Genomic DNA, 22,186 nt, shown 5'->3' with positions numbered 1-22,186 from the left:
GAGCTCCCTTTGCGTCCACTCTGGTACATGGTTTTATTCGTTCTCGCTTTTTCAGCTAGGCAAGCGGTCGCCGAGCCCCTTTATTGGCAAGCACAAAAGGATGATCTGACACTCACTATCTTAGGTTCAGTGCACGTTGGAGACGAGAGTATGTACCCCCTTCCTTCGGCGATCACCGACGCGCTAAAAAACAGTGATGGCTTAATTATCGAAACGGATATCAGGAAATCCGAAGGTGTCGTATACCCGGCTACAACCGTCACCACTGCCGATGTGCTCAGCACAGAACAAAAGCAGTTACTAACAAGCATTTCAAAATCTTTGGGTATGCCGACTCAGCAACTATTGAGCTCTCCACCTTGGGCGACATCTCTATCGATACAAATGCAGCAATTAAAGAATCTTGGCTATGGCTCGGCGGGCGGTGTAGACGCAACATTAGCCTATAAGGCAACCATCCAAGACGTTCCGGTGATCAGCTTAGAGCCACTGCAATTTCAAATAGACCTGATGACAAAACAAAAGGACGACGGTAAGGAATGGTTAGTCAGTAGCCTAGAGGAATTTGACCAAACTGATCGCGTGGTTCATTGCCTGATTGAAAGCTGGAAAGCGGGTGATTTAGCGAAGCTGGAAGCCTTCTCAGAACTGTCAGAGATGTCGCCTGAACTTGAGAAAGCATTCTTAACCGATCGCAACATAGACTGGGCAAACAAACTATCCTCCAATGATTGGAAGCTTAAGACTAAAGGGAACTACATGATAGTAGTTGGTACCTTGCACCTAATTGGAGAAGGTAACCTTATACAGTTATTAGAAAAGAAAGGCTTCAGTGTCATTCAGCAATCACAAAGCCAATCAGCCCAATGTCAATTTGAGACTAGCTAAAAAAGCTAACGATGCTCAACCTCATTTTGTTTTCGTTATAAAAGCATTTCCTTAATAACAGAATCTTTACATTTAATAGCACCATTGCAGTGCTATTATCTTTCGCTCTTTTTACCTATGGCGTTGTTCTAATGAAACCAGTACTTTTTGCTTTCCCTTTAGCCCTCACGATGCTGATGCCCTCAATAGCCTCAGCCAAAGAAACATGCACCATCGAACAGTTTCAGGCGATAGACATACAACCGGATACCAAAGGCGGTGTATTAGATAAAGAAAGCGGACAGTTTTTGATTACAGAGAAACCACCGATGCGCTGCGCCAATATTACGTTCACAACATCTACAACACGAAACCGTATCGCAAGCCAAATGAACAACAATTTTGAAGCAAACTTTTACGACAACCAAACGGGAAGCTCTCACTCGGTGACGTTTGATGAAGATGAAATAAAGGCAGGTTACATTCGAATAGGCCCGAATAAGCCAGCGGAAGCGTATGTTTGTTTTGTTACCTCGGAAACACCGATAAAAGATATTACGTGCGATGTGAATTGATCATTGAGTTGCTTGAAGAAAAAAACAGGGCTAAGGGAAAGGTCCGTTTTCCGCATAGCCCTATTTTGCTGCTTACTCGGTTGCTTACAATATGTCGGCGCTCTCTTCGGAATAACGAGCAATAATTGGATTTTGTAGTGCATTAGGATCGCCCGGCGACCACATTCCACGCTTCATGCCTTTTACAATAAGATGTATTACCGCAGCATCAATCGCTGACATCACAGCGATATTAACGGGTTCATTTTGGCTGTAGCCCATTTCAACTTCTAATAGTTCTTTGTAGTCAACAAATCGAAATGCGCCGAACCCAATCTCGTGTGAAGAGATAGTTTTAGTGGTGGTGACACTCAATAGAACTTGCCCGGTTCTAACGTCAACCGCTCTTAAATTCACAGTGACTTGATCCGTTCTATATTGTCCAGAACCACCGATCCCAAGATACTTAGCACCCGCACCGCCTGTCACGATATTCGAGTCATAAGCCACAATCCCGCCTTCGATGACGATGTTAGCGGAACTCAAAGACGACAAGTCTGCCCCATGATTATTTACGACCTTATCTTTTTTCTGAGCCGCTCGAATGATCTTACGTTCAGTCAATAAGTTTTGGAGCCCTTCACGCTCCAGAGGTACAAACCACTGAGAGTCGATAAGTGCTGTCGTCAATAAAGACGTCCCACCCTGTGGCACTGCTGTGGAAAAGTTACTGTTTGGCTGAGGCTTGTATTGGCCTGTTTGATCTCTAAAGTCATAAACTGAGACCAATATTTTGCCGCGAGGCTGAGGTAATGAGATGAGATCGGTATAAGTCGATCCTCTCGGCATCAGTTTTGGCGTTTCAGAAGTCTCTGGAATTTGCATAGAGTAAGTGCACCCTCCCAACACAAAGGTCAAGAAGACGATAATGATCGATTTCATAACACAATCCTTGTGATTAGAGGTCTGGGTTTAGTCCCGAAACACTGATTTCTGTTGATTCCCCTGTCGCTTTATCGACGATTTGAACGAGTAAGGTCCCGGAGTCGTCAACAATATTGAGGAAAAAGTCATCTGTTTCTAACTGCCCTGTATTACCATTACCCACGTCAGCAAGCAATTGGCTAATTAAACGGGACTCTAAACTCGAAGCTAGGCGATCTAACGCAGACTCTTGTTCATCAAAAATATCCCTAGCATTAGGGTCTTCAAAATCATTGATGGCATTAGCGTGATTAAAAAGGTGAGAACTGTTTAAAGCGTTTCCGCCAAAACTTGGATTTACGGGCGTATAAACTAATTCGCTTGAGTAAACCGAAGGCGAAACTATCAGCGCAATGAGCGCGGCCTTTCTGAAAAATATCGACATCCTTGGCTCCTTAAAATTCATCATGGTCTAGATCGTAAGTGTCCTGAAAGATCCGTTCCGCTTGCCATCGGATGATGTAATTCCCAACCACTCGTGTTGCATCGGCAGCGCGTTCTTTCGCTTGTCTACGACCAGGGGACAACGCCGTACGGAAGATCGGTTTTCTAGAGTGTTGAACCTCTATGATGCTTCCTGATAACGCCGTTGGCCTTTCTTTTACCGTCAAATTTTCCTTAAGGTCGGGATAACTATCATTGAGCGATTGCGAGAAGAAAAAATAGAAATCCTCTCCCAACCGCGTAATGGTTCTGTCCACAATGATTCCATCGACTTCACTGAAGTCATTGAATTTTTCCTTAAGATTATTTGTCGAGTCCTCAAGTTTTTGTCCATTTTCTAAAGGAGCAGCATTTTCAAGACCATGACTCTTTTCTTCTGCATGAAGAGCAAAGGAAAGCAGAGTTATTGTAAGCAGCTTGATTTTCATATGTGCTCCCATTCAAAGTCTATTTACAAAATGAGAATGTGATTCGTTGAAACTGAATAAAGCGTAATTCATGCTTACAGTGGCATATATAAACTTTCGAATTAATTACTGAAGGGAATTGATTAACTAAGGTTGGTAGGATTCGGTCAAATACTAATTAAATTTCATATGAACAACTAAATATTTTCAACTTTAAGTTTATAGCTGTTCGTAAATTCAAGGCCTAGGATTTCGATAAGACAAAGGTTCACTCATTCCCTACGCAGTTTATTTTCGTAGGGATCATAATCACGAACACTTTAAGGTAAAGATGATGGTAATTGGGAAAGCATCACTTATCAGCTTAACTTGTTTATATTTTTTATCAGGAGGTTTTAATAATGCTATCGCGTCAGATATAGAAGGGGATTTTTTACATAATGTTAATCAAGATATAGTCAATGATTATAATTATTTAGAAAGCTTCTCTTCTGGAGATTTAGATAATTATTCAGAATTAAATATATCTAATGCTACTAATTCAATAGCAATAATAAAGCAACGCAGTCCTGGTATTACCGCGAACAACAGAGCGAAGATAACGCAAAGCGGAAGTTCTAACTCCGCATACATTGGTCAAACAGGGCGCAATAATACCGCCTTAATAGACCAGAATGGTTCAAATAACGATGCCGCAATTGGGCAACTCGGAGTAAATTCTGAAGCGCTTATTTCCCAAGACGGGAATAACAATTTAGCAGTTATCGGACAAGCTAACTTCTCAAGACAGAGTAGTCAGCTGAGCATTGACCAAAAAGGCAATGGCAATACTGCTTATTTGGTTGGTTCTGGAAGAAGTAATTTAGGAATTTCTCAAGACGGCAACGACTTTGCTTTAGTGAAAGCGTCTAGCTCAATGAGAATTCACATCAATCAAGCCAATTAGCGCGCAGTATGGAAAGCTTGATTCACCGTTGCTTCTCGATGAAGTAACAACATAGTCGACATGGAAATGTATAAGGATACAACTTATGAAAGTTACACAAATTGGAATTATAGTCGGTGCTATTCTGGGCTTTAATGCAGCATACGCAGATAATTTACCTGCTCCTTTTCCAGCCTCTGAGCCAGCGTTGGGGACAATAGAAGGAACAACCGATCTTGGCATATCATCGACAGTAGCCGGTATTCAACCTTTAGCGATGGATAATACTGCCGTTTGGCAAATGGGTAGTGGCAATAATGCCAATGTCACCATTAACCAGAACACGTCTGGTGTTACTTATGGGCATGTTGCACTAGTTGACACACATGCTAGCTATGACTCTGACGTAGTGGTTCAACAAGATGGCAATCTCAATGAAGCTCACGTTAAGTTACGCTATGTAAACAACAACGCCTGGGTTGATCAAGATGGTGTTAGTAACCAAGCCCAAATTACAGTTCAACCTTATGGTCGAAGCAATGATTTACGAGTTACACAAGTGGGTAACGAGAACATCTCTGTCGTCAATGCTCTAGGTGGTGCTGACTACAATGAAGCTGATGTGAATGTCTCTGGTAACTCCAATACAACCTATACCGAGTTTAGTAACGCGAGTGTTGATAATAATGATGTAGACATCGATATCAGCGGCGATAATAACTATGTTCAAACGATAGTCAACACCGATGTTGGTGGTGGCGACGATAACTATGTCTATATCGATCTCGTGAGCAGTAGCGATAACCGAGTATTCACGTTACAAACAGGATCTCATTCAGATGCCATTGTTAGCTTAACAAACAGCAGTTCAAACCAATTTATGATTGAACAAACCTCTTATGATACTGCTCTCGTTTCAGGTAATGGCGCAAGTGGTAATGTCGGTATAATTTATCAGAATTAATATGATAAAGAGTGCATATATTAAAACGGCGTTGATCGCCGTTTTATTTATTTCTTTCCATTTTAATGGATTTTCTTCTGATTTAAATTCAGTACAGTGCCTGATAAAAAATAAAAGTCTTATTCTGACCATAAATAACAGTGTGGCATCTTCATTAACGTTGAGTACGAACACCAACTCTAATTTCAACCAGAATACGAATAGTGGTATTACAACGTTGATTATTAATATAAATCAGTTTCCTGCCACTATAAAACTTCACCCAAACAAGGGGATCTGGAAAATTCATAAAGACTGTACAATCAATAAAATAAAACCATAAATCTCGGTAATTCCCTCTTTCTACTTAAGTATTATTTTACCTTCGACAATACTATTAAATTAATTTCATAAATTTGATGAATAATTAGCTTTAAAAATTAGCAAAATAACAATACGTGCTTTAAACTAAAACACCTAAAGTTCAAGTAATGAGTTAAGAAAAGGAGTTCCACATGGCTAAACTGGAGGCTCATAACACCATTTTACTTGCGGAGAACAATTTACAATCGATACTACTAAAAGAGTCTATAGAACAGAAAGTTAACCTGAACATAAAACTCATATCACCGGAAAGGCTCAGTGCTAAATCCCTAAAAAACGATGACTTAGTTCTGATTATTATTGATTTCCCGACAATGAGTAAGCAATACATTGAGAAATACCAGGAGCTCAGAGATGACGTAGCAAGTGATGTCCATGAAGTGCTACTCAATACACCAGGCGATTTCCCGCACTCTGAAATGCTTAAATGGCAGTATCTTGTCGGCATTTTTTATACGTCGGACACGCTTGAAAAGCTCGTGGCCGGCTTTAACTGCATTTTGCAAGGCGAGATGTGGATGAGTAGAAAGCTCATTTACCAGTACATTAGCTTCTACAGAGAGAGGCAGTGCGCGAAAACCAGTCCTTATTACCTCAAGCTGACCAAACGCGAGCAGCAGATCATTAAGTTACTCGGTGATGGAGCATCTAACACTCAGATAGCAGATACCCTCTATGTCAGTGAGAATACGGTCAAAGCACACCTTCACAACACGTTTAAAAAAATCAAGGTGAAGAATCGCTTACAAGCTTTGATCTGGGTTAAGAACAACGTTGCGACAAATGAGTTTGTCCAATAGACCTAACTCTCTGCCCTCAACCATAAACAGTCAATGCAGTTAGAATGTAGAAATCCCAAATACAAAAAAGCCGTAGCATCTCTGCTACGGCTTTCTTTAATGTGGTCGGTGAAGAGGGATTCGAACCCCCGACCCTCTGGTCCCAAACCAGATGCGCTACCAAGCTGCGCTATTCACCGAGATATCTAACTGGCTCATTGCCTGTCGATGGAGCGTATAATACGGGTTCTGAATTTATCCGCAAGGGCTTTTTCTCATATTTATTGCGATTTTGAATCGTTCGAACAAAAGACATACAACAACGAGCATGATGTGACGAAAAACACACAGTTACCAACAAGTATTTAACTTATGAAACAGGATTGATCCAGATCAGTGAATTGATAATGCTTGTTAATACACTAAGCCATGTCATATAACTTTGAGGTATACACATGGACTTTTGGCTAGATCTCCTATTTGGTAATGCGGTGGGACTATCTTCAATGATAGTAATCTTCGGGGCTCTGGGTCTCATGATGTTTTATGGAGGCTTCTTCATATACAAAGTTATGACTGAAAAATCTCCTCACTAGAATCGCTCTGCCTAAATCATTTACTTTTAAGTATTCTTTTACTTTATAAGTAAATGTCAAAACGCTTTGCACCGGAGCAGACTTATTGTCTTCTCCGGTTTTTTCATTTTTAAACCTAACCTCAACTTAGGTATACTTACCCTATCCTTCTCCAACTTGAGATACACACTATGTCTCATGATGATGACTTAGATCTATTCCAAGAAATGATGGGCGATGTTAAACGTATCGACCATGACACCGCTGAACACCAGAAAGTACACCGAGTCACCGAATCTCACCTTGCTAAGCGTGAAGCCGCTATGTGGCTGTCTGACGACGAGAAAGACTACTTATCATTAGACTATTCGCCAATGATCAAGCCAGACGATGTTGTTGCTTATAAAAAAGACGGTGTACAAGAAGGCGTATACAAAAAGCTGCGCCTAGGAAAATACCCTATTCAAGCCAAGCTCGACCTTCATAGGAAAACACTGAAAGACGCACGTAACGAAGTGCTTTCATTTTTGCGTCAGTGTTTAAGAATGGATGTTCGTACCGTCATCATTGTTCATGGTAAGGGTGAGCGTTCGAATCCACCTGCAATGATGAAAAGCTACGTGGCAAATTGGCTAACACAAATCAACGACGTTCAATGTGTTCATTCTGCTCAGCAATTTCATGGTGGTACGGGCGCAGTCTACGTAATGCTCAGAAAGAGTAATGAGAAAAAGCTAGAGAACAGAGAGCGCCATCAAAAACGCACCAGTTAATAGGTTGAGATAGATAAATGGACTAGTAACGATTTTGCATCAAGATCGATATTTCGTGCCTAGACTCACACCAAGTGCTAAAATTACCTCAGTTAACGAATTTCAACTCAAAGCAACTATCCAAAGGTTGCTTTTTGTTTATCTACATTTCCGTTGTGAAACGCTAAGAGAATATCATGTCACAAGAATCCCAAGCTAAACGCCTTAATAAATACATCAGTGAAACTGGTTTTTGCTCACGCCGCGAAGCCGATAAACTGATTGATGCAGGCCGAGTTACTATTAACGGTAAGATCCCTGAAATGGGTACTAAAGTCTTGCCAGGTGATGATGTTGAGATCGACAATAAGCCTGTTCGCTCAAAAGAGAAGCCGATTTACATTGCTCTCAATAAACCAACAGGTATCACCTGTACGACTGAGCGTGATATTCCTGGCAACATCGTCGACTTTATTGGCCACCACAAGCGCATTTTCCCGATTGGTCGTCTAGATAAGCCTTCTGATGGCCTTATCTTCTTAACTAACGATGGCGATATCGTAAACAAAATCCTACGTGCAGGTAACAACCACGAGAAAGAATACGTGGTCCGTGTAGACAAACCAATTACGACTGAGTTTTTGAAGCAAATGGGCGCTGGCGTTCATATTCTCGATACTGTTACCTTGCCATGTAAGGTAGAGAAAGAGACTAAGTTCTCGTTCCGAATCACACTAACGCAAGGCCTTAACCGCCAAATTCGCCGTATGTGTGAAGCTCTGGGTTATGAAGTATTTAAGCTGCGCCGTGTTCGTATTATGAACATCTCACTAGACGGTATTCCTAACGGAAAATGGCGCTACCTGAGCGACGAAGAGATCACTGAAATTTTAGCGATGTGTGAAGGCTCTGTAAGTACTGAAGACGCGTCAAAAATGAACGCTAAGGGCCAACGCATTCGTAAAGCGACAGACGCAAAACTTTTCGACAGCCGTGAAGAAAACCAAACTTCCACAGCGCGCCGCAATCAAAACGAAAATCGTACTCGCACCTATCGTGGTAACAATGCGGACGAATTCCGTCATGCACCTAACTCGAAACGAGGCCGTAATTCATCGAATAGTGAAAGCAGTGGCGGTGGCAATACCGAGAACTGGAAATCAAACTCTCGTTCAGAGCGTTCTAATTCAGATAAAAGCCGTTCGGATCGCAATCGCACAGATCGCGACAATAACGAACGTAGAAGCGGTAAGCCAACAAACCGCAGCCAAGATTCAAACAGACCGAACAAACCAGCGGCTAAACGTGTTGGTGGCACTTTAGGCCTGAAAAAGTAGTCACAACCCTTTCCGGTAAACGCCCGCTAGATTAGTCTAGCGGGCGTTTTTATTTGTGAGTATGTACGTTTATCGTTATGGAAAGTACAAGCTACAGGCATAGTTCCGCAAACTGGCCACGCGTAAGTAGTACTAAGTCTTTCGGATCTAACTCTATCTCTAATCCTCTCTTCCCTGCACTCACACATATCGTTTCAAAATCGGTAGCGCTGGAATGCACAAAGGTAGGCAATGCTTTTTTCTGACCAAGAGGACTGATTCCTCCCACCACATAACCTGTCGTTTTCTGAGCAATATCAGGATCAGCCATCTCTGCTTTTTTACCTTTCGCCACTTTTGCTGCCAACTTTAGATTTAGCTTCTGGTCGACGGGAATAACGGCAACCGCCAAATTTTTCGCCACGCCATTCAAACAGAACAAGAGCGTTTTGAATACACGTTTGGGATCTTGACCAAGCGCTTCAACGGCTTCTAATCCATAGTTCGTGTTATTCGCATCATGATGATACTGATGCACGGTATGAACAATTTTCTTTTTCTTGGCAAGGTTGATTGCAGGGGTCATAACAAAATCCAAACGATAGATAAACACAAAGCGACGCCGAGGCGTCGCTTTAGTTAAATTTATCATGGTGCTAGAGTCAATCTAATTTAGCACCTATTGACTCATCAACTGGGGTCAATTACTTATAAACCATTTGACCAGAAGGTGCGTACTTGTTCACGTCAACCGGGCTGTTCGCTTCTAGGTACTCTTTTAGTACTTCAGCATCAACAAAACCTGTGTTCACAAAGCCAGGGTGATCAGATAATTTAGGGTAACCATCACCGCCAGCAGCGTTAAAGCTTGGCACTGTGAAGCGGTAAGTTTCGTCTAGACGAAGCTGTTTGCCACCGATGAATACATTCGATACTTCACCGTTCGCTACTGTCATAGAGATACCAGCAAACTGAGCGTAAGCACCAGAATCGATTGGTTTAGTCGCTACTACATTTAGGTAATCCAGAACTTCTTTACCCGTCATGTCTGTGTAAGTCAGGATGTTTGCAAAAGGCTGTACCTTCAGTACATCTTTGTAAGTAACATTACCGGCTTCAATTGAGTCACGAACGCCACCAGAGTTCATCACAGCGAAGTCTGCTTTTGCACGCTCCATGTGAGAAGTCGCAATCAAACGACCTAGGTTGGTCTGTTGGAAACGAACGACGTTACGATCGCCTTCAAGCTTGCCATTTGTCTCAGCGATTTGAACTTCTAGCTGTGCCTGACCTTGCTCTTGGAAAGGACGTAGGAATTCAAGTAGCTCTGGGTCTTGTGCGATTTCATCTTGAATAAGAACACGTTGCTTCTTACCGTCGATCTTAACTTTCTTCTTAAGGTTAACTGGAATCAGGTCGTAGCTAACCATCTCTAGCTCGCCATTACGGAATTCGTAATCAGCACGACCTACGTACTTGCCCCACTCGTGAGCTTGAACGATGTAAGTACCGTTCTGTACGTCAGGCTTACACTCATCACCCGGCTTGAAGTTTTTCTTCGCAACGTTAGGGCCTTCCATACATACAGGCTCTTGAGAGTGACCACCAACGATCATGTCTAGATCGCCTTCGTTTAGGTAACGAGCAAGTGCGACATCACCCGGAGCATTAACACCACGTTGGCCATTTTCGTAGTGACCCATATGAGTCACAGCAAAGATTAGATCCGGTTTTTCTGTTTCTTTAAGTTCAGCGATTAGCTTCTTCGCTTCTTCTTTAGGATCACGGAAGTCGATGCCTGCGATAAATTCAGGGTTACCAATCTTTTGGGTATCTTCAGTTGTTAAACCAATAACCGCAATCTTGATGCCTTGCTTTTCGAACATCTCGTAAGCTTGGAACTTACGTTCACCTGTCGCTTTATCGTAGATGTTTGCAGATAGCATTGGGAAGTTAGCCCAGTCGATCTGCTTTTGTAATACGTCTAAAGAGTTATCAAACTCGTGGTTACCCAATGCCATGGCATCGTAACCAATTTTGTTCATACCTTTAAAATCAGGTTCTGCGTCCTGAAGGTCTGACTCTGGAACACCCGTGTTGATGTCACCGCCAGATAGAAGCAACACGCTACCGCCTTCTGCTTCAACTTCTGAACGAAGTTGGTCAACTAGCGTTTTACGTGCAGACATGCCGTATTCGCCATATTTATTCTGCCAGAAACGACCATGGTTATCGTTTGTGTGAAGAATCGTTAGCTTGTAAGTTTCGTCTTGGTTCCAATCATGAGCTGATTGAGACGCACACCCAGCTAGAGTAGCTAGAATTGCAGCACTTAGTGCTGTCTTTAGAATAAGGCGTTGCTTCATTGTCATACCTTTGAACTTTTTAGGGAATCCACTGCTTTTTATAATCTATTGCGACCCCTTTCCTGGAGTTCGAACAATAAGACTTCAACATGACTAATCTTAAATTAACATTCTAGATGTAACACGACGATTTCATATTTATGTCGAATTGGTCACGCATAGGTCAACAGTTAAGTGTAACAAAATTATGAGATTACACTCAAACTTCCCCTGCATCACAAGCAATCGTTTACTTACAAAGTGTGATGAATATCAGTAATTTACTGCAAACAGGACTGACCTCACACTCATATAAGAGTTTCTTAGGTAATAACCCGCCACGTTAACAACTCTTTAAATGAACGGTTTATGTTCGGCTGCTTTTACGAGATTAAAAAAAGCCCAATTCAGAGAACTGGGCTTTCTTAGATCAACTTTGTTAAATAACGTTTCCGTTACTTCACATCCATCTCAATTATTTAATATCAATATGCTCAAAGCCTTTGATAAGGTCATCAAGTGCTTTCATCTGCTTCAAGAACGGCTCTAGTTTGTCTAGAGGTAGCGCAGATGGGCCATCACAACGAGCTTGGTCTGGGTTTGGGTGAGCTTCAATGAACAGACCCGCAATACCTGTCGCCAGGCCAGCTTTAGCAAGTTCAACCGTTTGCTCACGGCGACCGCCAGATGCAGCACCTGATGGGTCACGCATTTGTAGAGAGTGCGTCACGTCAAAGATAATTGGGCTACCGTTTGAAGACTTCTTCATTACGCCAAAGCCAAGCATATCAACGACTAGGTTGTCGTAACCCATGCAAGCGCCACGCTCACAAAGGATGATGTTGTCGTTACCGCACTCAGAGAACTTATCAACGATGTTGCCAACTTGGTTCGGGCTCATGAACTGAGGCTTTTTCACGTTGATTACTGCGCCAGTCTTAGCCATTGCTTCAACAAGGTCAGTTTGACGAGCTAGGAATGCAGGTAGTTGGATTACATCAACCACATCCGCAACAGGCTGAGCTTGAGCTTCTGTGTGGATATCAGTAATGATCTTCACGCCGAAAGTATCTTTCAGCTCTTGGAAGATTTTAAGACCTTCTTCCATTCCTGGACCACGGTATGAATGAACTGAGCTGCGGTTCGCTTTATCAAAAGACGCCTTAAATACGTAAGGGATGCCTAGCTTTTCGGTTACTTTTACATAGTGCTCACAGATCTGCATAGCAAGATCGCGAGATTCAAGAACGTTCATGCCTGCAAATAGCGTAAATGGCTTGTCGTTTGCAATTGGCATATCGCCAATGTGAACTGTTTTTTGTTCCATCATATTCTCTCTAAGTAATTATTAATTAGTGAACTACCACTGTCTTTTCGTTCATGACGTTCACTTGAGATTTCAGTAACTCAGATGCAGGGTCATCTGGGCATTGGTCGATAAAATATTGATAATCGGTTGCGGCTACTTGGTGACAGTCTAGCTGCTGATAGATAAAACCGCGGTCACGGATTTCATATGGGTCATCAGGTACAAACGTCAAAGCAAGGTCAGTACACTTCAATGCAAGCGTATAACGCTCTTCTCGCAGCAGTGCACTCTTGAGCAGGGCTAACCACTTACCAATAATTGTTGGGTGGTCGGCGACTTCTAGGTGCTCAGGTTTCACCTTAGCTAATGGGCCATCATGGCCAATTAACCATGCTCGCAGCGTTTGTTCGCCAACATACTCACCGTTATAAGGGTTAATATAGGCTGCAGCTTGCCCGTACCAACTTACTTTAAGTAAGAATTGAGTCGGGAAAGAGACGCCCTCTACAGGAAAGCCTAGCTTGCGACCTAGAAAAAGAAAGATCGCCCCCAGACTCACTGGAATGCCTTTCTTTCTCTCAAGCACTTTATCGATGAACGCGTTTTCCGAAGAGAAATACGCATCTTTATCGCCAGCAAAACCCCATTCATAAAAGAATAGTCGAATAAAAGATTCAAACTTCTGCTGTTCATCGGTTTCATTAACCAAAGCAAACTCGGCGTCTTTTAACAATCTCGCCAGTTCTTGCTCAGCCCAGCTGTCTTGAGTTTCTGGGTTAATCGCTTTATTTAAGATCAATGCACCTTCAGCTAACTCTAGCTGGTCAAAGTCTTCATCAAAAAATTCGTACATACGTAACTAACCGAAATAAGGAGATAATTAACCGAAAAATGTTGGTGTCTTGGTCATTGCGATTTTGCCTGCCATCGCTAACCAGCCAAGCGCGCCAAAGAAAGAGAATACTCTCAGTAGCTTGTTTTTACCTAGCTTAAGCGCAAAGAAACCTAATGCGATGTAAGCCATAACACAAGTTAGTTTTTCGGTTAACCATGGTGCTGCTGGTGTAAATGGAATAAAGCCAGTGATGAAAATCAAACCAATACCCGATAGCAATAGCAACGAGTCATTGATATGAGGGAAACGCTGCAAGAAAGGATGCTTAAGCTTAGGTGAGTTAGCCATCATAAGAGCGAAACGAATCGAGAGAAGTAGCGCACTTATAGCAATCGTTAATAGGTGAAAATGTTTTAGACCTTCGTACATGGTATTCCTTTATATTTTTATATGTGCTTTCGTTAACACGAGCCTCACAATACCCGTTAATGCTCTGTAGTTCTGCATAAAATCTCTGTATTTCTGCGTTAAATGCATTATCAGGTTAAATGTATTGTCGAGTTAAAGGTATCAATTTAGCAAGTTCATCATCCATTGCTCACAAGACGATTAACAATCACTAACTATGAACAGTAACGACCCAATGTCACTCGGTCATTACCACCGTAATCTTTCTCTGTGACAACATCGAGATAACCGAGCGCCTGCATAATCTCACGAACTGCCAAACCTTGGTCATAGCCGTGCTCAAATGCTAACCAACCTTCATTTTCCAAAAAGCCACGTGCGTTTTCAGAAATGTATCGAATATCTGCAAGCCCTTTCTCTTCAGCAACCAGTGCTGTGATCGGCTCAAAACGCACATCGCCTTGAGACAAATGAGGATCATTCTTCTCAATGTATGGCGGGTTAGAAACAATCAGAGAGAATTTCACAACGCCTTCAGAGCTCAAAGGCTCAAACCAACTACCATGCAAAAAAGTCGCATTGGTGATGTTGAGACGCTGTGCATTCTCTGTCGCAAGCTGCTGCGCTTCAGGGCGAAGATCAATACCCGTCACCTGTCGATTCGGCATCTCAGACGCCAATGCTAACGCGATAGCACCTGTACCTGTCCCTAAATCGAGAATCGCGCCTTGCTTGCCAAAGGTTTTATCCAAAGCTACCTCAACCAAACGCTCGGTATCTGGGCGTGGGATTAATGTAGAAGGGGAAACTTTTAACGGCAGTGACCAAAACTCACGCTCACCAATTATGTAAGCCACAGGCTCACCGGTTAAGCGACGTTTTAGAAGGGCATTGAATTCAGACTCTTGCTCAGAGGTGAGATGCTTCTCAGGCCAAGTCAGTAGGTAAGATCTTGGTTTATCTAAGGCGTGACAAAGCAGTACCGCGGCATCAATAGAGGGTGATGTGTTATCACCCTCTTGAAGCTTTACGATTGCTGCTTTTAAAGCACTTTCAACCGTATATGCTGACTGCATACTGGTTAGTTGTTCTCTGCAAGTGCAGCAAGCTGATCGGCTTGGTGCTCTTGAAGTACAGGATCAAGCAAGCTTTGCATGTCACCTTCAAGTACTTCGTTAAGACGGTAAATTGTAAGGTTGATACGGTGATCCGAAACACGGCCTTGTGGGTAGTTGTACGTACGAATACGGTCACTACGGTCACCCGAACCTAGTAGGTTACGACGTGTATCAGAAACCGCTGCCGCGCGGCGCTCTTCTTCTGCTTGAACAATACGAGCAGCAAGAACAGCCATCGCTTTCGCTTTGTTTTTATGCTGAGAACGCTCGTCCTGACACTCTACTACTGTACCCGTTGGTAAGTGAGTAATACGGATTGCTGAATCCGTGGTGTTAACGTGCTGACCACCCGCGCCTGATGCACGGAAAGTATCAATTTTAAGGTCGCCCGCTTTGATTTCTGGAAGATCCGCTTCTGGGATCTCAGGCATAACCGCAACCGTACATGCTGACGTGTGAACACGGCCTTGAGATTCGGTTTCAGGTACACGTTGTACACGGTGACCGCCTGACTCAAACTTCATGGTGCCGTAAACAGCGTCGCCACTAACCTTAGCGATCATCTCTTTGTAGCCGCCTTGCTCAGAAGCATTGCTGCTCATGATTTCAACACGCCAACCTTTCTTCTCAGCAAACTTAGAGTACATACGGAACAGGTTGCCCGCGAAGATACCTGCTTCATCACCACCCGCACCTGCGCGGATTTCTAGGAAACAGTTACGCTCATCGTTTGGATCTTTTGGAATAAGAAGAATCTGTAGCTCATCAGTCAGACGCTCAATTGCTGCTTTCGCATCTTTGATTTCATCTTGAGCCATTTCACGCATTTCTGCGTCGTCTTCGTTTGCCATCTCTTCAGCAGCTTCTAGATCTTCTTTCGCTTGCTGGTATGACTGGAAGCAAGCTGTCACTTCTTCAAGTTGAGAGTATTCTTTCGAAAGTGCACGGAATTTGTCTTGATTCCCGATTACATCTGGATCACCAAGTAGATGTTGAACTTCTTCATAGCGTTCAACAAGTGTTTCAAGCTTTACTAGAATCGAGGCTTTCATAATGTCTTATCTTGTTGGAGGTCTAATATTATTGAGGGTTTTCTAAGCCCAAACTCTGTCTAATGACCATTAATTTTGCAGGTTCTCCTTGCTCAGCTGCACTTTGAAGTGCGCGCGTTGGAGCATGGATCAATTTGTTTGTGAGCTTATTGCTGAGCTCGAGTAAAACTTTTTCAGGGTCACCGCCAGCGGCAAGCGATTGTAAACTTTTACTTAATAATTCTTCGCGGATTTCGTTAGCCGATTTACGGTAATCTCGAATACTGTCTACCGCTTGTAAAGAGCGCATCCAACTCATGAACGCGGCACTTTCTTCACTGACGATCGCTTCAGCTTGAATCGCTTCAACTTTACGTTGTTCGATATTGCCATCAACAATCGACTGCAAATCATCAACCGAATAAAGGTAGGCATCATTTAGATCACCAACCTGCGATTCCACATCACGTGGAACGGCAATATCAACCAATAACATCGGCTGATGCTTTCTTGTTTTTAGAGCAGTCTCAACCATACCCTTACCGATAATAGGCAATGGACTTGCGGTTGAGCTAATTACGATGTCCGCTCGATGAAGATGATCAGGGATCTCATTCAAGCTGATCACTTCAGCACCAAATTCTTCTGCTAGCCCTAGAGCACGTTCTCGAGTTCGGTTCGCCACAATCATTTTTGTACAGCCATTCGCCGAAAGGTGCTTAGCCACCAGCTCAATGGTTTCACCCGCACCAACTAGTAACACGGTTGAATCTGCGATGGATTCAAAAATATGCTTGGCTAAGGTACAGGCTGCGTAAGCTACAGAAACCGCGCTTCCGCCGATTTCAGTTTCAGTTCGAACACGCTTCGCAACAGAAAATGATTTCTGGAATAGTTTTTCCATTGAAGCATCAACGGATTTGTTCTCTCGCGAGTCCGTATACGCTTGCTTCACCTGACCCAAGATCTGCGGTTCACCCAAGACTAAAGAGTCCAAACCACAAGCAACGCGCATTAAGTGTTTAATCGCCGCCTGCTCTTCATGGATATAAAGGCTTGGCTTTAGCTCTTCTGGGCTAACTTGATGGAAAACCGACAACCAATCGATGAGTTTGTTTTTAGCCACGCCTTTAACGTCGCAATACACTTCAGTTCGATTACAGGTAGAAAGTATGACACTTCCATTCACGTGTGCATTTGCGTTAAGTTGCTTGAGTGCCTCAGATAATTTATCTGGACCAAAAGCGACTTTTTCTCGCAATTCAACCGACGCTGTATTGTGATTGATACCTACGGCAAGCAAAGACATGTATCAGAAGTTCTCGATCAGGGAATGGAAACAAGGGGCGAATTTTACTTGATGCATGGCTCTATTTAAAGAGCAAGCGGGATTTGTTTTCCTGAGTTCGTGAATTCAATGCTATAGTTGAAGCGTTTTTTAGATAAATTTGAACAAGTTGTGAGCAAATATGAGCAAACTTCGTAGAATCACGTCTCTTATTTTTATGACCATAATTATGGTGGGTTGCTCGTCTATACCTGAACAACCGACCAGTGTTGAGTGGCAAAGTCACCAAGATCGGCTTTTACAGATAGAAAACTATCAAGCCTCAGGCAAGCTCGCTTACATTTCTCCAGAGCAACGCCAAAGCCTAAATTTCATTTGGAAACATTCCCCAAATCAGAGTCAATTGAGGCTCACTACTTTCCTTGGTCAAACCGCCTTGAACCTCACAATTGACAGTTCGGGTGCCAAGGTAGTCACTTATGATGATCAGGTGTTCACTCACGCAAGTGCATCCGTATTGGTAGAGCAACTTACTGGATTACAGATTCCCATTGACCATTTACCACAATGGTTCCTTGGCATTCCAGATCAAGCCGATAGCTACCAATTGAACACCACCAACACGCTTGAATCTCTCACCAAACAAGTCAGCAGCCAGCTATGGACACTGAACTTCGCTAATTATCGAAATACTGAGATGCAGAGTAAACACCTCTCAGATGAAGACAACACTAATGTAGAAAGCATCCCCCTCCCTACTCGATTGTCATTCAAGCAAGACGATAACAAAATCAACATTGTAGTTTCGAAGTGGACACTGAAAAAATGATAACAACGCCAACGCATTGGCCTTCTCCGGCTAAACTGAATCTATTTCTTTACATCACAGGTCGACGTGACAACGGCTATCACGAGCTTCAAACTTTGTTTCAGTTTGTTGATTTTGGCGATGAACTAACGGTTGCCGTTAATGAAGAAACGAACTCAATAACAATCACACCGGAAATACCAGGCGTTGCAACAGAAGACAACCTGATTTGGAAAGCCGCGACCGCTCTTCAACAATATACATCGACTTCTTTCGGTGCCGATATTGAGCTTAAGAAAGTACTTCCGATGGGAGGTGGCATTGGTGGAGGCTCTTCAAATGCCGCAACCGTGTTGGTCGCACTTAACTATCTATGGCAACTCAACCTGTCTGATGATCAGCTCGCAGAGATCGGATTGAAACTTGGCGCTGACGTTCCTGTGTTCGTTCGAGGCCATGCAGCCTTTGCGGAAGGGGTTGGAGAACAGCTTCAGCCCGCTAATCCGGATGAAAAATGGTATCTTGTTGTTAAGCCTCAAGTGAGCATAGCAACTGTAGACATATTCACACATTCAGAATTAACTCGAAATACGCCGAAGCGAGCGCTATCAACGCTTCTAGAGCAAGAATACGTAAACGATTGCGAAAAAATTGTGCGAATGCTGTACCCAGAGGTTGATAAGCAACTTTCATGGCTGCTACAATACGCGCCGTCGAGATTGACTGGCACTGGTTCGTGCGTTTTTGCTGAATTTAGCAGCAAAAAAGAAGCCGAATTGGTGTTGGAACAACTGCCTGACACAGTTTCCGCTTTTGTAGCGAAAGGACGAAACATTTCTCCTTTAAAAGAAACTTTAGCTGAATACCACTCAGCCCACCCACAATCTATTTAAAACTGGACGCAACCCGAGGTTTCCACCGTGCCTGATATGAAGCTATTTGCTGGTAACGCAACACCTGAACTAGCCCAACGTATTGCTGATCGTCTATACATCTCTCTTGGCGATGCTACTGTAGACCGTTTTTCTGATGGCGAAGTCGCTGTTCAAATCAATGAAAACGTTCGTGGTAGCGATGTATTCCTGATTCAATCAACTTGTGCACCAACCAATGACAACCTAATGGAATTGGTGGTAATGATTGACGCAATGCGCCGTGCTTCAGCTGGCCGTATTACTGCTGTAATCCCTTACTTCGGTTATGCCCGTCAAGATCGTCGTGTACGTTCTGCTCGTGTGCCAATTACTGCAAAAGTTGTTGCAGATTTCCTTTCTAACGTTGGCGTTGACCGCGTTCTTACTATCGACCTACACGCAGAGCAAATCCAAGGCTTCTTCGATGTACCTGTTGATAACATCTTCGGCACTCCAGTTCTTCTAGAAGACATGGCGAACCGTGGCTTAGAAAACCCAGTTGTGGTTTCTCCAGACCTTGGTGGTGTTGTACGTGCTCGTGCTACTGCTAAAGCGCTAGGTGATGTTGACATCGCTATCGTTGATAAGCGTCGTCCACGTGCTAACGTTTCTGAAGTAATGAACCTAATCGGTGATGTTGAAGGCCGTGACTGTGTGATCGTTGATGACATGATCGATACGGGTGGCACACTATGTAAAGCAGCTGAAGCGCTAAAAGAGCGCGGTGCTAAGCGTGTATTCGCTTACGCAACTCACGCTGTTTTCTCTGGTACTGCTGCGAACAACATCAAGAACTCTGTTCTAGACCAAGTTATCGTAACGGATTCTATCTCTCTATCTCCAGAGATGGCTGCGACGGGTAAAGTGACAACACTTAGCCTTTCTCGCATGCTTGCTGAAGCGATTCGTCGTATCAGCAACGAAGAATCAATCTCAGCGATGTTCAACTAATCAAAGCCCAATAGCTTTTTTTACAAAAGCTTGGTTTTAGAAACACGCGAGAGAAAGATATTAAGCACTTCAGTCAATGAAGTGCTTTTTTTATGTCTGAGTAATATTGCACTGCTAGTTATCACAAACAGGAATAATCGCGCAGCTATCAGCTAGCTCGCACCTTTTTCATAAACTGTGATATCATACGGCGCTTTTTGAAATCCCAAGAGAGATCCATACCTTGAGCCAACAAATAAAACTTCTCGTTGGACTGGCTAATCCAGGTCCAGAATACGCCAAAACTCGCCACAACGCGGGCGCTTGGGTAGTTGAAGAATTAGCGCGTGTACATAACGTGACACTAAAGAACGAACCAAAGTTCTTTGGCCTAACGGGTCGTATCATGGTTCACGGTGAAGATCTTCGTTTGCTGATCCCAACGACTTTTATGAACTTGTCAGGCAAAGCAGTTGCAGCCTTAGCAAAGTTCTACCAAATTAAACCAGAAGAGATCATGGTCGCTCACGATGAGTTAGATCTGCCTCCTGGTATTGGAAAGTTTAAAAAAGGTGGTGGTCATGGCGGACATAATGGTCTGAAAGACATCATCAGCAAGCAGGGTAACAATAAAGAATTCTATCGTCTTAGATTAGGCATCGGCCATCCAGGACACAAAGATAAAGTTGCAGGTTATGTATTAGGCAAAGCTCCTCAAAAAGAGCAAGAGTGTATCGAGGCCGTCGTTGACGAATCGGTTCGCAGCCTAGACATCTTATTAAAAGATGGCCTACCAAAAGCACAAAATCGCTTACATACGTTCAAAGCAGAATAAGGTTTATATCATGGGTTTTAAATGTGGCATCGTTGGTCTACCAAACGTTGGTAAGTCAACTCTGTTTAACGCACTGACTAAAGCAGGCATCGAAGCAGCAAACTTTCCATTTTGTACGATCGAACCAAACACAGGTATCGTTCCGGTTCCAGATCTACGCTTAGATGCATTAGCAAAAATTGTTAATCCACAGAAGATCCTTCCAACGACAATGGAATTCGTAGATATCGCGGGCCTAGTTGCTGGCGCATCTAAAGGTGAAGGTCTTGGTAACAAATTCCTAGCTAACATCCGTGAAACTGACGCTATCGGTCACGTTGTACGCTGCTTTGAAAATGAAAACATTGTTCACGTTGCTGGCAAAGTATCTCCAATTGAAGATATCGAAGTGATCAACCTAGAACTTGCGCTGGCTGACTTAGACAGCTGTGAGCGTGCAATTCAACGTAACGCGAAGAAAGCGAAAGGCGGCGACAAAGACGCTAAATTCGAAATCACTGTACTAGAAAAGCTACTTCCAGTTCTAACTGAAGGTGGTATGGCACGTACTGTTGAACTTGGCAAAGAAGAAGCGGCAGCAATCGGCTACCTAAACTTCCTAACGCTTAAGCCAACAATGTACATCGCAAACGTTGCAGAAGATGGTTTTGAAAATAACCCATACCTAGACGCTGTTCGTGAATACGCAGAAAACGAAAACAACGTTGTTGTTGCTGTTTGTGCAGCAATCGAATCAGAGCTTTCTGAGCTTGATGACGAAGATCGCGAAGAGTTCCTTGCGGATATGGGTATCGAAGAACCAGGTCTTAACCGAGTGATCCGCTCTGGTTACGAACTACTGACTCTTCAGACTTACTTCACAGCTGGTGTTAAAGAAGTTCGTGCTTGGACAATCCCTGTAGGTGCAACTGCGCCACAAGCAGCGGGTAAGATCCACACAGACTTCGAGAAAGGTTTCATCCGTGCTGAAGTTGTTGGATTCGATCACTTCATCGAATTTAACGGTGAGAGCGGTGCGAAAGACGCAGGTAAATGGCGCCTTGAAGGTAAAGAATACATCGTTAAAGATGGTGACGTTGTTCACTTCCGCTTCAATGTATAATTCTGATTAAACATCTAGAAAAAAGGCCAGTGAATTCACTGGCCTTTTTGTTTTTCCCCTTTCTAAATTGTCCCTCACCAGAAACTTAACTTCCTATATATATCGCCTTTTAGACCTGTTTTTTGTCGACAAATACGCCTCTTTGCCTAAAAAGAAACCGAACAGATGTTTATTCGCGATTTATTCAAAAAAAAAGTTGACGGGTTTCACTCAACTCCGCATAATGCGCCCCGTTCACAGCGAAGCGGCAACGTTTCGAAATGAGCAACAATATGGAAATGGCTACTTAGCTCAGTTGGTTAGAGCACATCACTCATAATGATGGGGTCGCAG

24 protein-coding genes and 1 tRNA gene are annotated in these 22,186 nt (G+C 43.2%); 13 read left to right on the top strand and 12 right to left on the bottom strand.

What is annotated here, in order from left to right:
- Positions 1-27: 27 nt before the first annotated feature.
- A complete protein-coding gene (locus AB6E30_RS01275) occupies positions 28-888 on the top strand; it encodes a TraB/GumN family protein (RefSeq protein WP_372102518.1) in 861 nt (286 codons plus the stop codon).
- 131 nt (positions 889-1,019) lie between these two features.
- A complete protein-coding gene (locus AB6E30_RS01270; protein WP_102321503.1) occupies positions 1,020-1,442 on the top strand; it encodes a hypothetical protein in 423 nt (140 codons plus the stop codon).
- Between the two features lie 84 nt (positions 1,443-1,526).
- Here AB6E30_RS01270 and AB6E30_RS01265 read toward each other — a convergent pair whose 3' ends face one another.
- Genes AB6E30_RS01265 through AB6E30_RS01255 form a run of 3 tightly spaced genes read right to left on the bottom strand, consistent with a single transcriptional unit; the run spans position 1,527 to position 3,277 of the window.
- Entirely contained in the window at positions 1,527-2,363 is an 837-nt protein-coding gene (locus AB6E30_RS01265) for a CsgG/HfaB family protein (protein WP_102285617.1), read from the bottom strand.
- Positions 2,364-2,379: 16 nt separating this feature from the next.
- A complete protein-coding gene (locus AB6E30_RS01260; RefSeq protein ID WP_372102442.1) occupies positions 2,380-2,790 on the bottom strand; it encodes a curli assembly protein CsgF in 411 nt (136 codons plus the stop codon).
- A 10-nt stretch (positions 2,791-2,800) separates the two neighbouring features.
- Positions 2,801-3,277: a curli production assembly/transport protein CsgE gene (locus AB6E30_RS01255; RefSeq protein ID WP_017064155.1), complete on the bottom strand. Its 477-nt coding sequence runs from the start codon at positions 3,275-3,277 to the stop codon at positions 2,801-2,803.
- A 310-nt stretch (positions 3,278-3,587) separates the two neighbouring features.
- Between AB6E30_RS01255 and AB6E30_RS01250 the strand changes: the two genes are divergently transcribed.
- From AB6E30_RS01250 to AB6E30_RS01240, 3 genes are all read left to right on the top strand, one after another.
- Complete coding sequence (locus tag AB6E30_RS01250) at positions 3,588-4,202, top strand: curlin subunit CsgB (protein WP_372102440.1); 615 nt, start codon at positions 3,588-3,590, stop codon at positions 4,200-4,202.
- Positions 4,203-4,287: 85 nt separating this feature from the next.
- Entirely contained in the window at positions 4,288-5,145 is an 858-nt protein-coding gene (locus tag AB6E30_RS01245) for a curlin (RefSeq protein WP_372102438.1), read from the top strand.
- Between the two features lie 494 nt (positions 5,146-5,639).
- Entirely contained in the window at positions 5,640-6,308 is a 669-nt protein-coding gene (locus tag AB6E30_RS01240; protein WP_102321508.1) for a LuxR C-terminal-related transcriptional regulator, read from the top strand.
- Between the two features lie 102 nt (positions 6,309-6,410).
- Here AB6E30_RS01240 and AB6E30_RS01235 read toward each other — a convergent pair.
- Positions 6,411-6,487: transfer RNA gene (locus tag AB6E30_RS01235), tRNA-Pro, on the bottom strand.
- 255 nt (positions 6,488-6,742) lie between these two features.
- On the opposite strand from AB6E30_RS01235, the gene AB6E30_RS01230 reads away from it, so the two are divergent.
- From AB6E30_RS01230 to rluF, 3 genes are all read left to right on the top strand, one after another.
- On the top strand, positions 6,743-6,883 hold the full coding sequence (locus tag AB6E30_RS01230; protein WP_017062321.1) for a DUF3149 domain-containing protein: 141 nt from the start codon (positions 6,743-6,745) through the stop codon (positions 6,881-6,883).
- A 170-nt stretch (positions 6,884-7,053) separates the two neighbouring features.
- The gene (smrA, locus tag AB6E30_RS01225) at positions 7,054-7,635 is read left to right on the top strand and encodes a DNA endonuclease SmrA (RefSeq protein ID WP_017062320.1); all 582 of its coding nucleotides are present in this window, start codon (positions 7,054-7,056) and stop codon (positions 7,633-7,635) included.
- 176 nt (positions 7,636-7,811) lie between these two features.
- Positions 7,812-8,951 carry a 23S rRNA pseudouridine(2604) synthase RluF gene (rluF, locus tag AB6E30_RS01220; RefSeq protein ID WP_372102436.1) on the top strand — a complete coding sequence of 380 codons (1,140 nt, stop codon included), beginning with the start codon at positions 7,812-7,814 and terminating at the stop codon, positions 8,949-8,951.
- A 91-nt stretch (positions 8,952-9,042) separates the two neighbouring features.
- Here the strand turns inward: rluF and ybaK are convergent, their stop codons facing one another.
- The 8 genes from ybaK to hemA all read right to left on the bottom strand — a co-directional run bounded on the left by ybaK (position 9,043) and on the right by hemA (position 17,285).
- Complete coding sequence (gene ybaK, locus AB6E30_RS01215) at positions 9,043-9,516, bottom strand: Cys-tRNA(Pro) deacylase (protein WP_016784757.1); 474 nt, start codon at positions 9,514-9,516, stop codon at positions 9,043-9,045.
- Positions 9,517-9,634: 118 nt separating this feature from the next.
- Entirely contained in the window at positions 9,635-11,296 is a 1,662-nt protein-coding gene (gene ushA / locus AB6E30_RS01210; protein WP_136979867.1) for a bifunctional UDP-sugar hydrolase/5'-nucleotidase UshA, read from the bottom strand.
- A gap of 454 nt (positions 11,297-11,750) precedes the next feature.
- A complete protein-coding gene (gene kdsA / locus AB6E30_RS01205) occupies positions 11,751-12,605 on the bottom strand; it encodes a 3-deoxy-8-phosphooctulonate synthase (RefSeq protein WP_198927957.1) in 855 nt (284 codons plus the stop codon).
- A gap of 22 nt (positions 12,606-12,627) precedes the next feature.
- Complete coding sequence (locus AB6E30_RS01200; RefSeq protein WP_017064164.1) at positions 12,628-13,437, bottom strand: SirB1 family protein; 810 nt, start codon at positions 13,435-13,437, stop codon at positions 12,628-12,630.
- A gap of 27 nt (positions 13,438-13,464) precedes the next feature.
- The gene (locus AB6E30_RS01195; RefSeq protein ID WP_009848726.1) at positions 13,465-13,848 is read right to left on the bottom strand and encodes a SirB2 family protein; all 384 of its coding nucleotides are present in this window, start codon (positions 13,846-13,848) and stop codon (positions 13,465-13,467) included.
- A gap of 194 nt (positions 13,849-14,042) precedes the next feature.
- Positions 14,043-14,903 carry a peptide chain release factor N(5)-glutamine methyltransferase gene (gene prmC / locus AB6E30_RS01190; protein ID WP_017062314.1) on the bottom strand — a complete coding sequence of 287 codons (861 nt, stop codon included), beginning with the start codon at positions 14,901-14,903 and terminating at the stop codon, positions 14,043-14,045.
- Positions 14,904-14,908: 5 nt separating this feature from the next.
- On the bottom strand, positions 14,909-15,997 hold the full coding sequence (gene prfA, locus AB6E30_RS01185; protein WP_017062313.1) for a peptide chain release factor 1: 1,089 nt from the start codon (positions 15,995-15,997) through the stop codon (positions 14,909-14,911).
- Between the two features lie 28 nt (positions 15,998-16,025).
- Positions 16,026-17,285: a glutamyl-tRNA reductase gene (hemA, locus tag AB6E30_RS01180; protein ID WP_017062312.1), complete on the bottom strand. Its 1,260-nt coding sequence runs from the start codon at positions 17,283-17,285 to the stop codon at positions 16,026-16,028.
- Between the two features lie 160 nt (positions 17,286-17,445).
- Between hemA and lolB the strand changes: the two genes are divergently transcribed.
- The 5 genes from lolB to ychF all read left to right on the top strand — a co-directional run bounded on the left by lolB (position 17,446) and on the right by ychF (position 21,853).
- On the top strand, positions 17,446-18,093 hold the full coding sequence (gene lolB / locus AB6E30_RS01175; RefSeq protein ID WP_372102434.1) for a lipoprotein insertase outer membrane protein LolB: 648 nt from the start codon (positions 17,446-17,448) through the stop codon (positions 18,091-18,093).
- Entirely contained in the window at positions 18,090-18,965 is an 876-nt protein-coding gene (ispE, locus tag AB6E30_RS01170) for a 4-(cytidine 5'-diphospho)-2-C-methyl-D-erythritol kinase (protein ID WP_170963334.1), read from the top strand. Before lolB ends, ispE begins: the two co-directional genes overlap by 4 nt.
- Positions 18,966-18,992: 27 nt before the next feature.
- Positions 18,993-19,937 carry a ribose-phosphate pyrophosphokinase gene (locus tag AB6E30_RS01165; RefSeq protein WP_004739814.1) on the top strand — a complete coding sequence of 315 codons (945 nt, stop codon included), beginning with the start codon at positions 18,993-18,995 and terminating at the stop codon, positions 19,935-19,937.
- A gap of 223 nt (positions 19,938-20,160) precedes the next feature.
- On the top strand, positions 20,161-20,751 hold the full coding sequence (gene pth / locus AB6E30_RS01160; protein WP_004739815.1) for an aminoacyl-tRNA hydrolase: 591 nt from the start codon (positions 20,161-20,163) through the stop codon (positions 20,749-20,751).
- A 10-nt stretch (positions 20,752-20,761) separates the two neighbouring features.
- Entirely contained in the window at positions 20,762-21,853 is a 1,092-nt protein-coding gene (gene ychF / locus AB6E30_RS01155) for a redox-regulated ATPase YchF (RefSeq protein WP_010439159.1), read from the top strand.
- Positions 21,854-22,186 lie beyond the last annotated feature (333 nt).

This window comes from Vibrio sp. 10N.247.311.12, from assembly GCF_041467515.1.
Taxonomy (GTDB): domain Bacteria; phylum Pseudomonadota; class Gammaproteobacteria; order Enterobacterales; family Vibrionaceae; genus Vibrio; species Vibrio crassostreae_C.
This window is presented reverse-complemented; position numbering and strand designations above follow the sequence as displayed.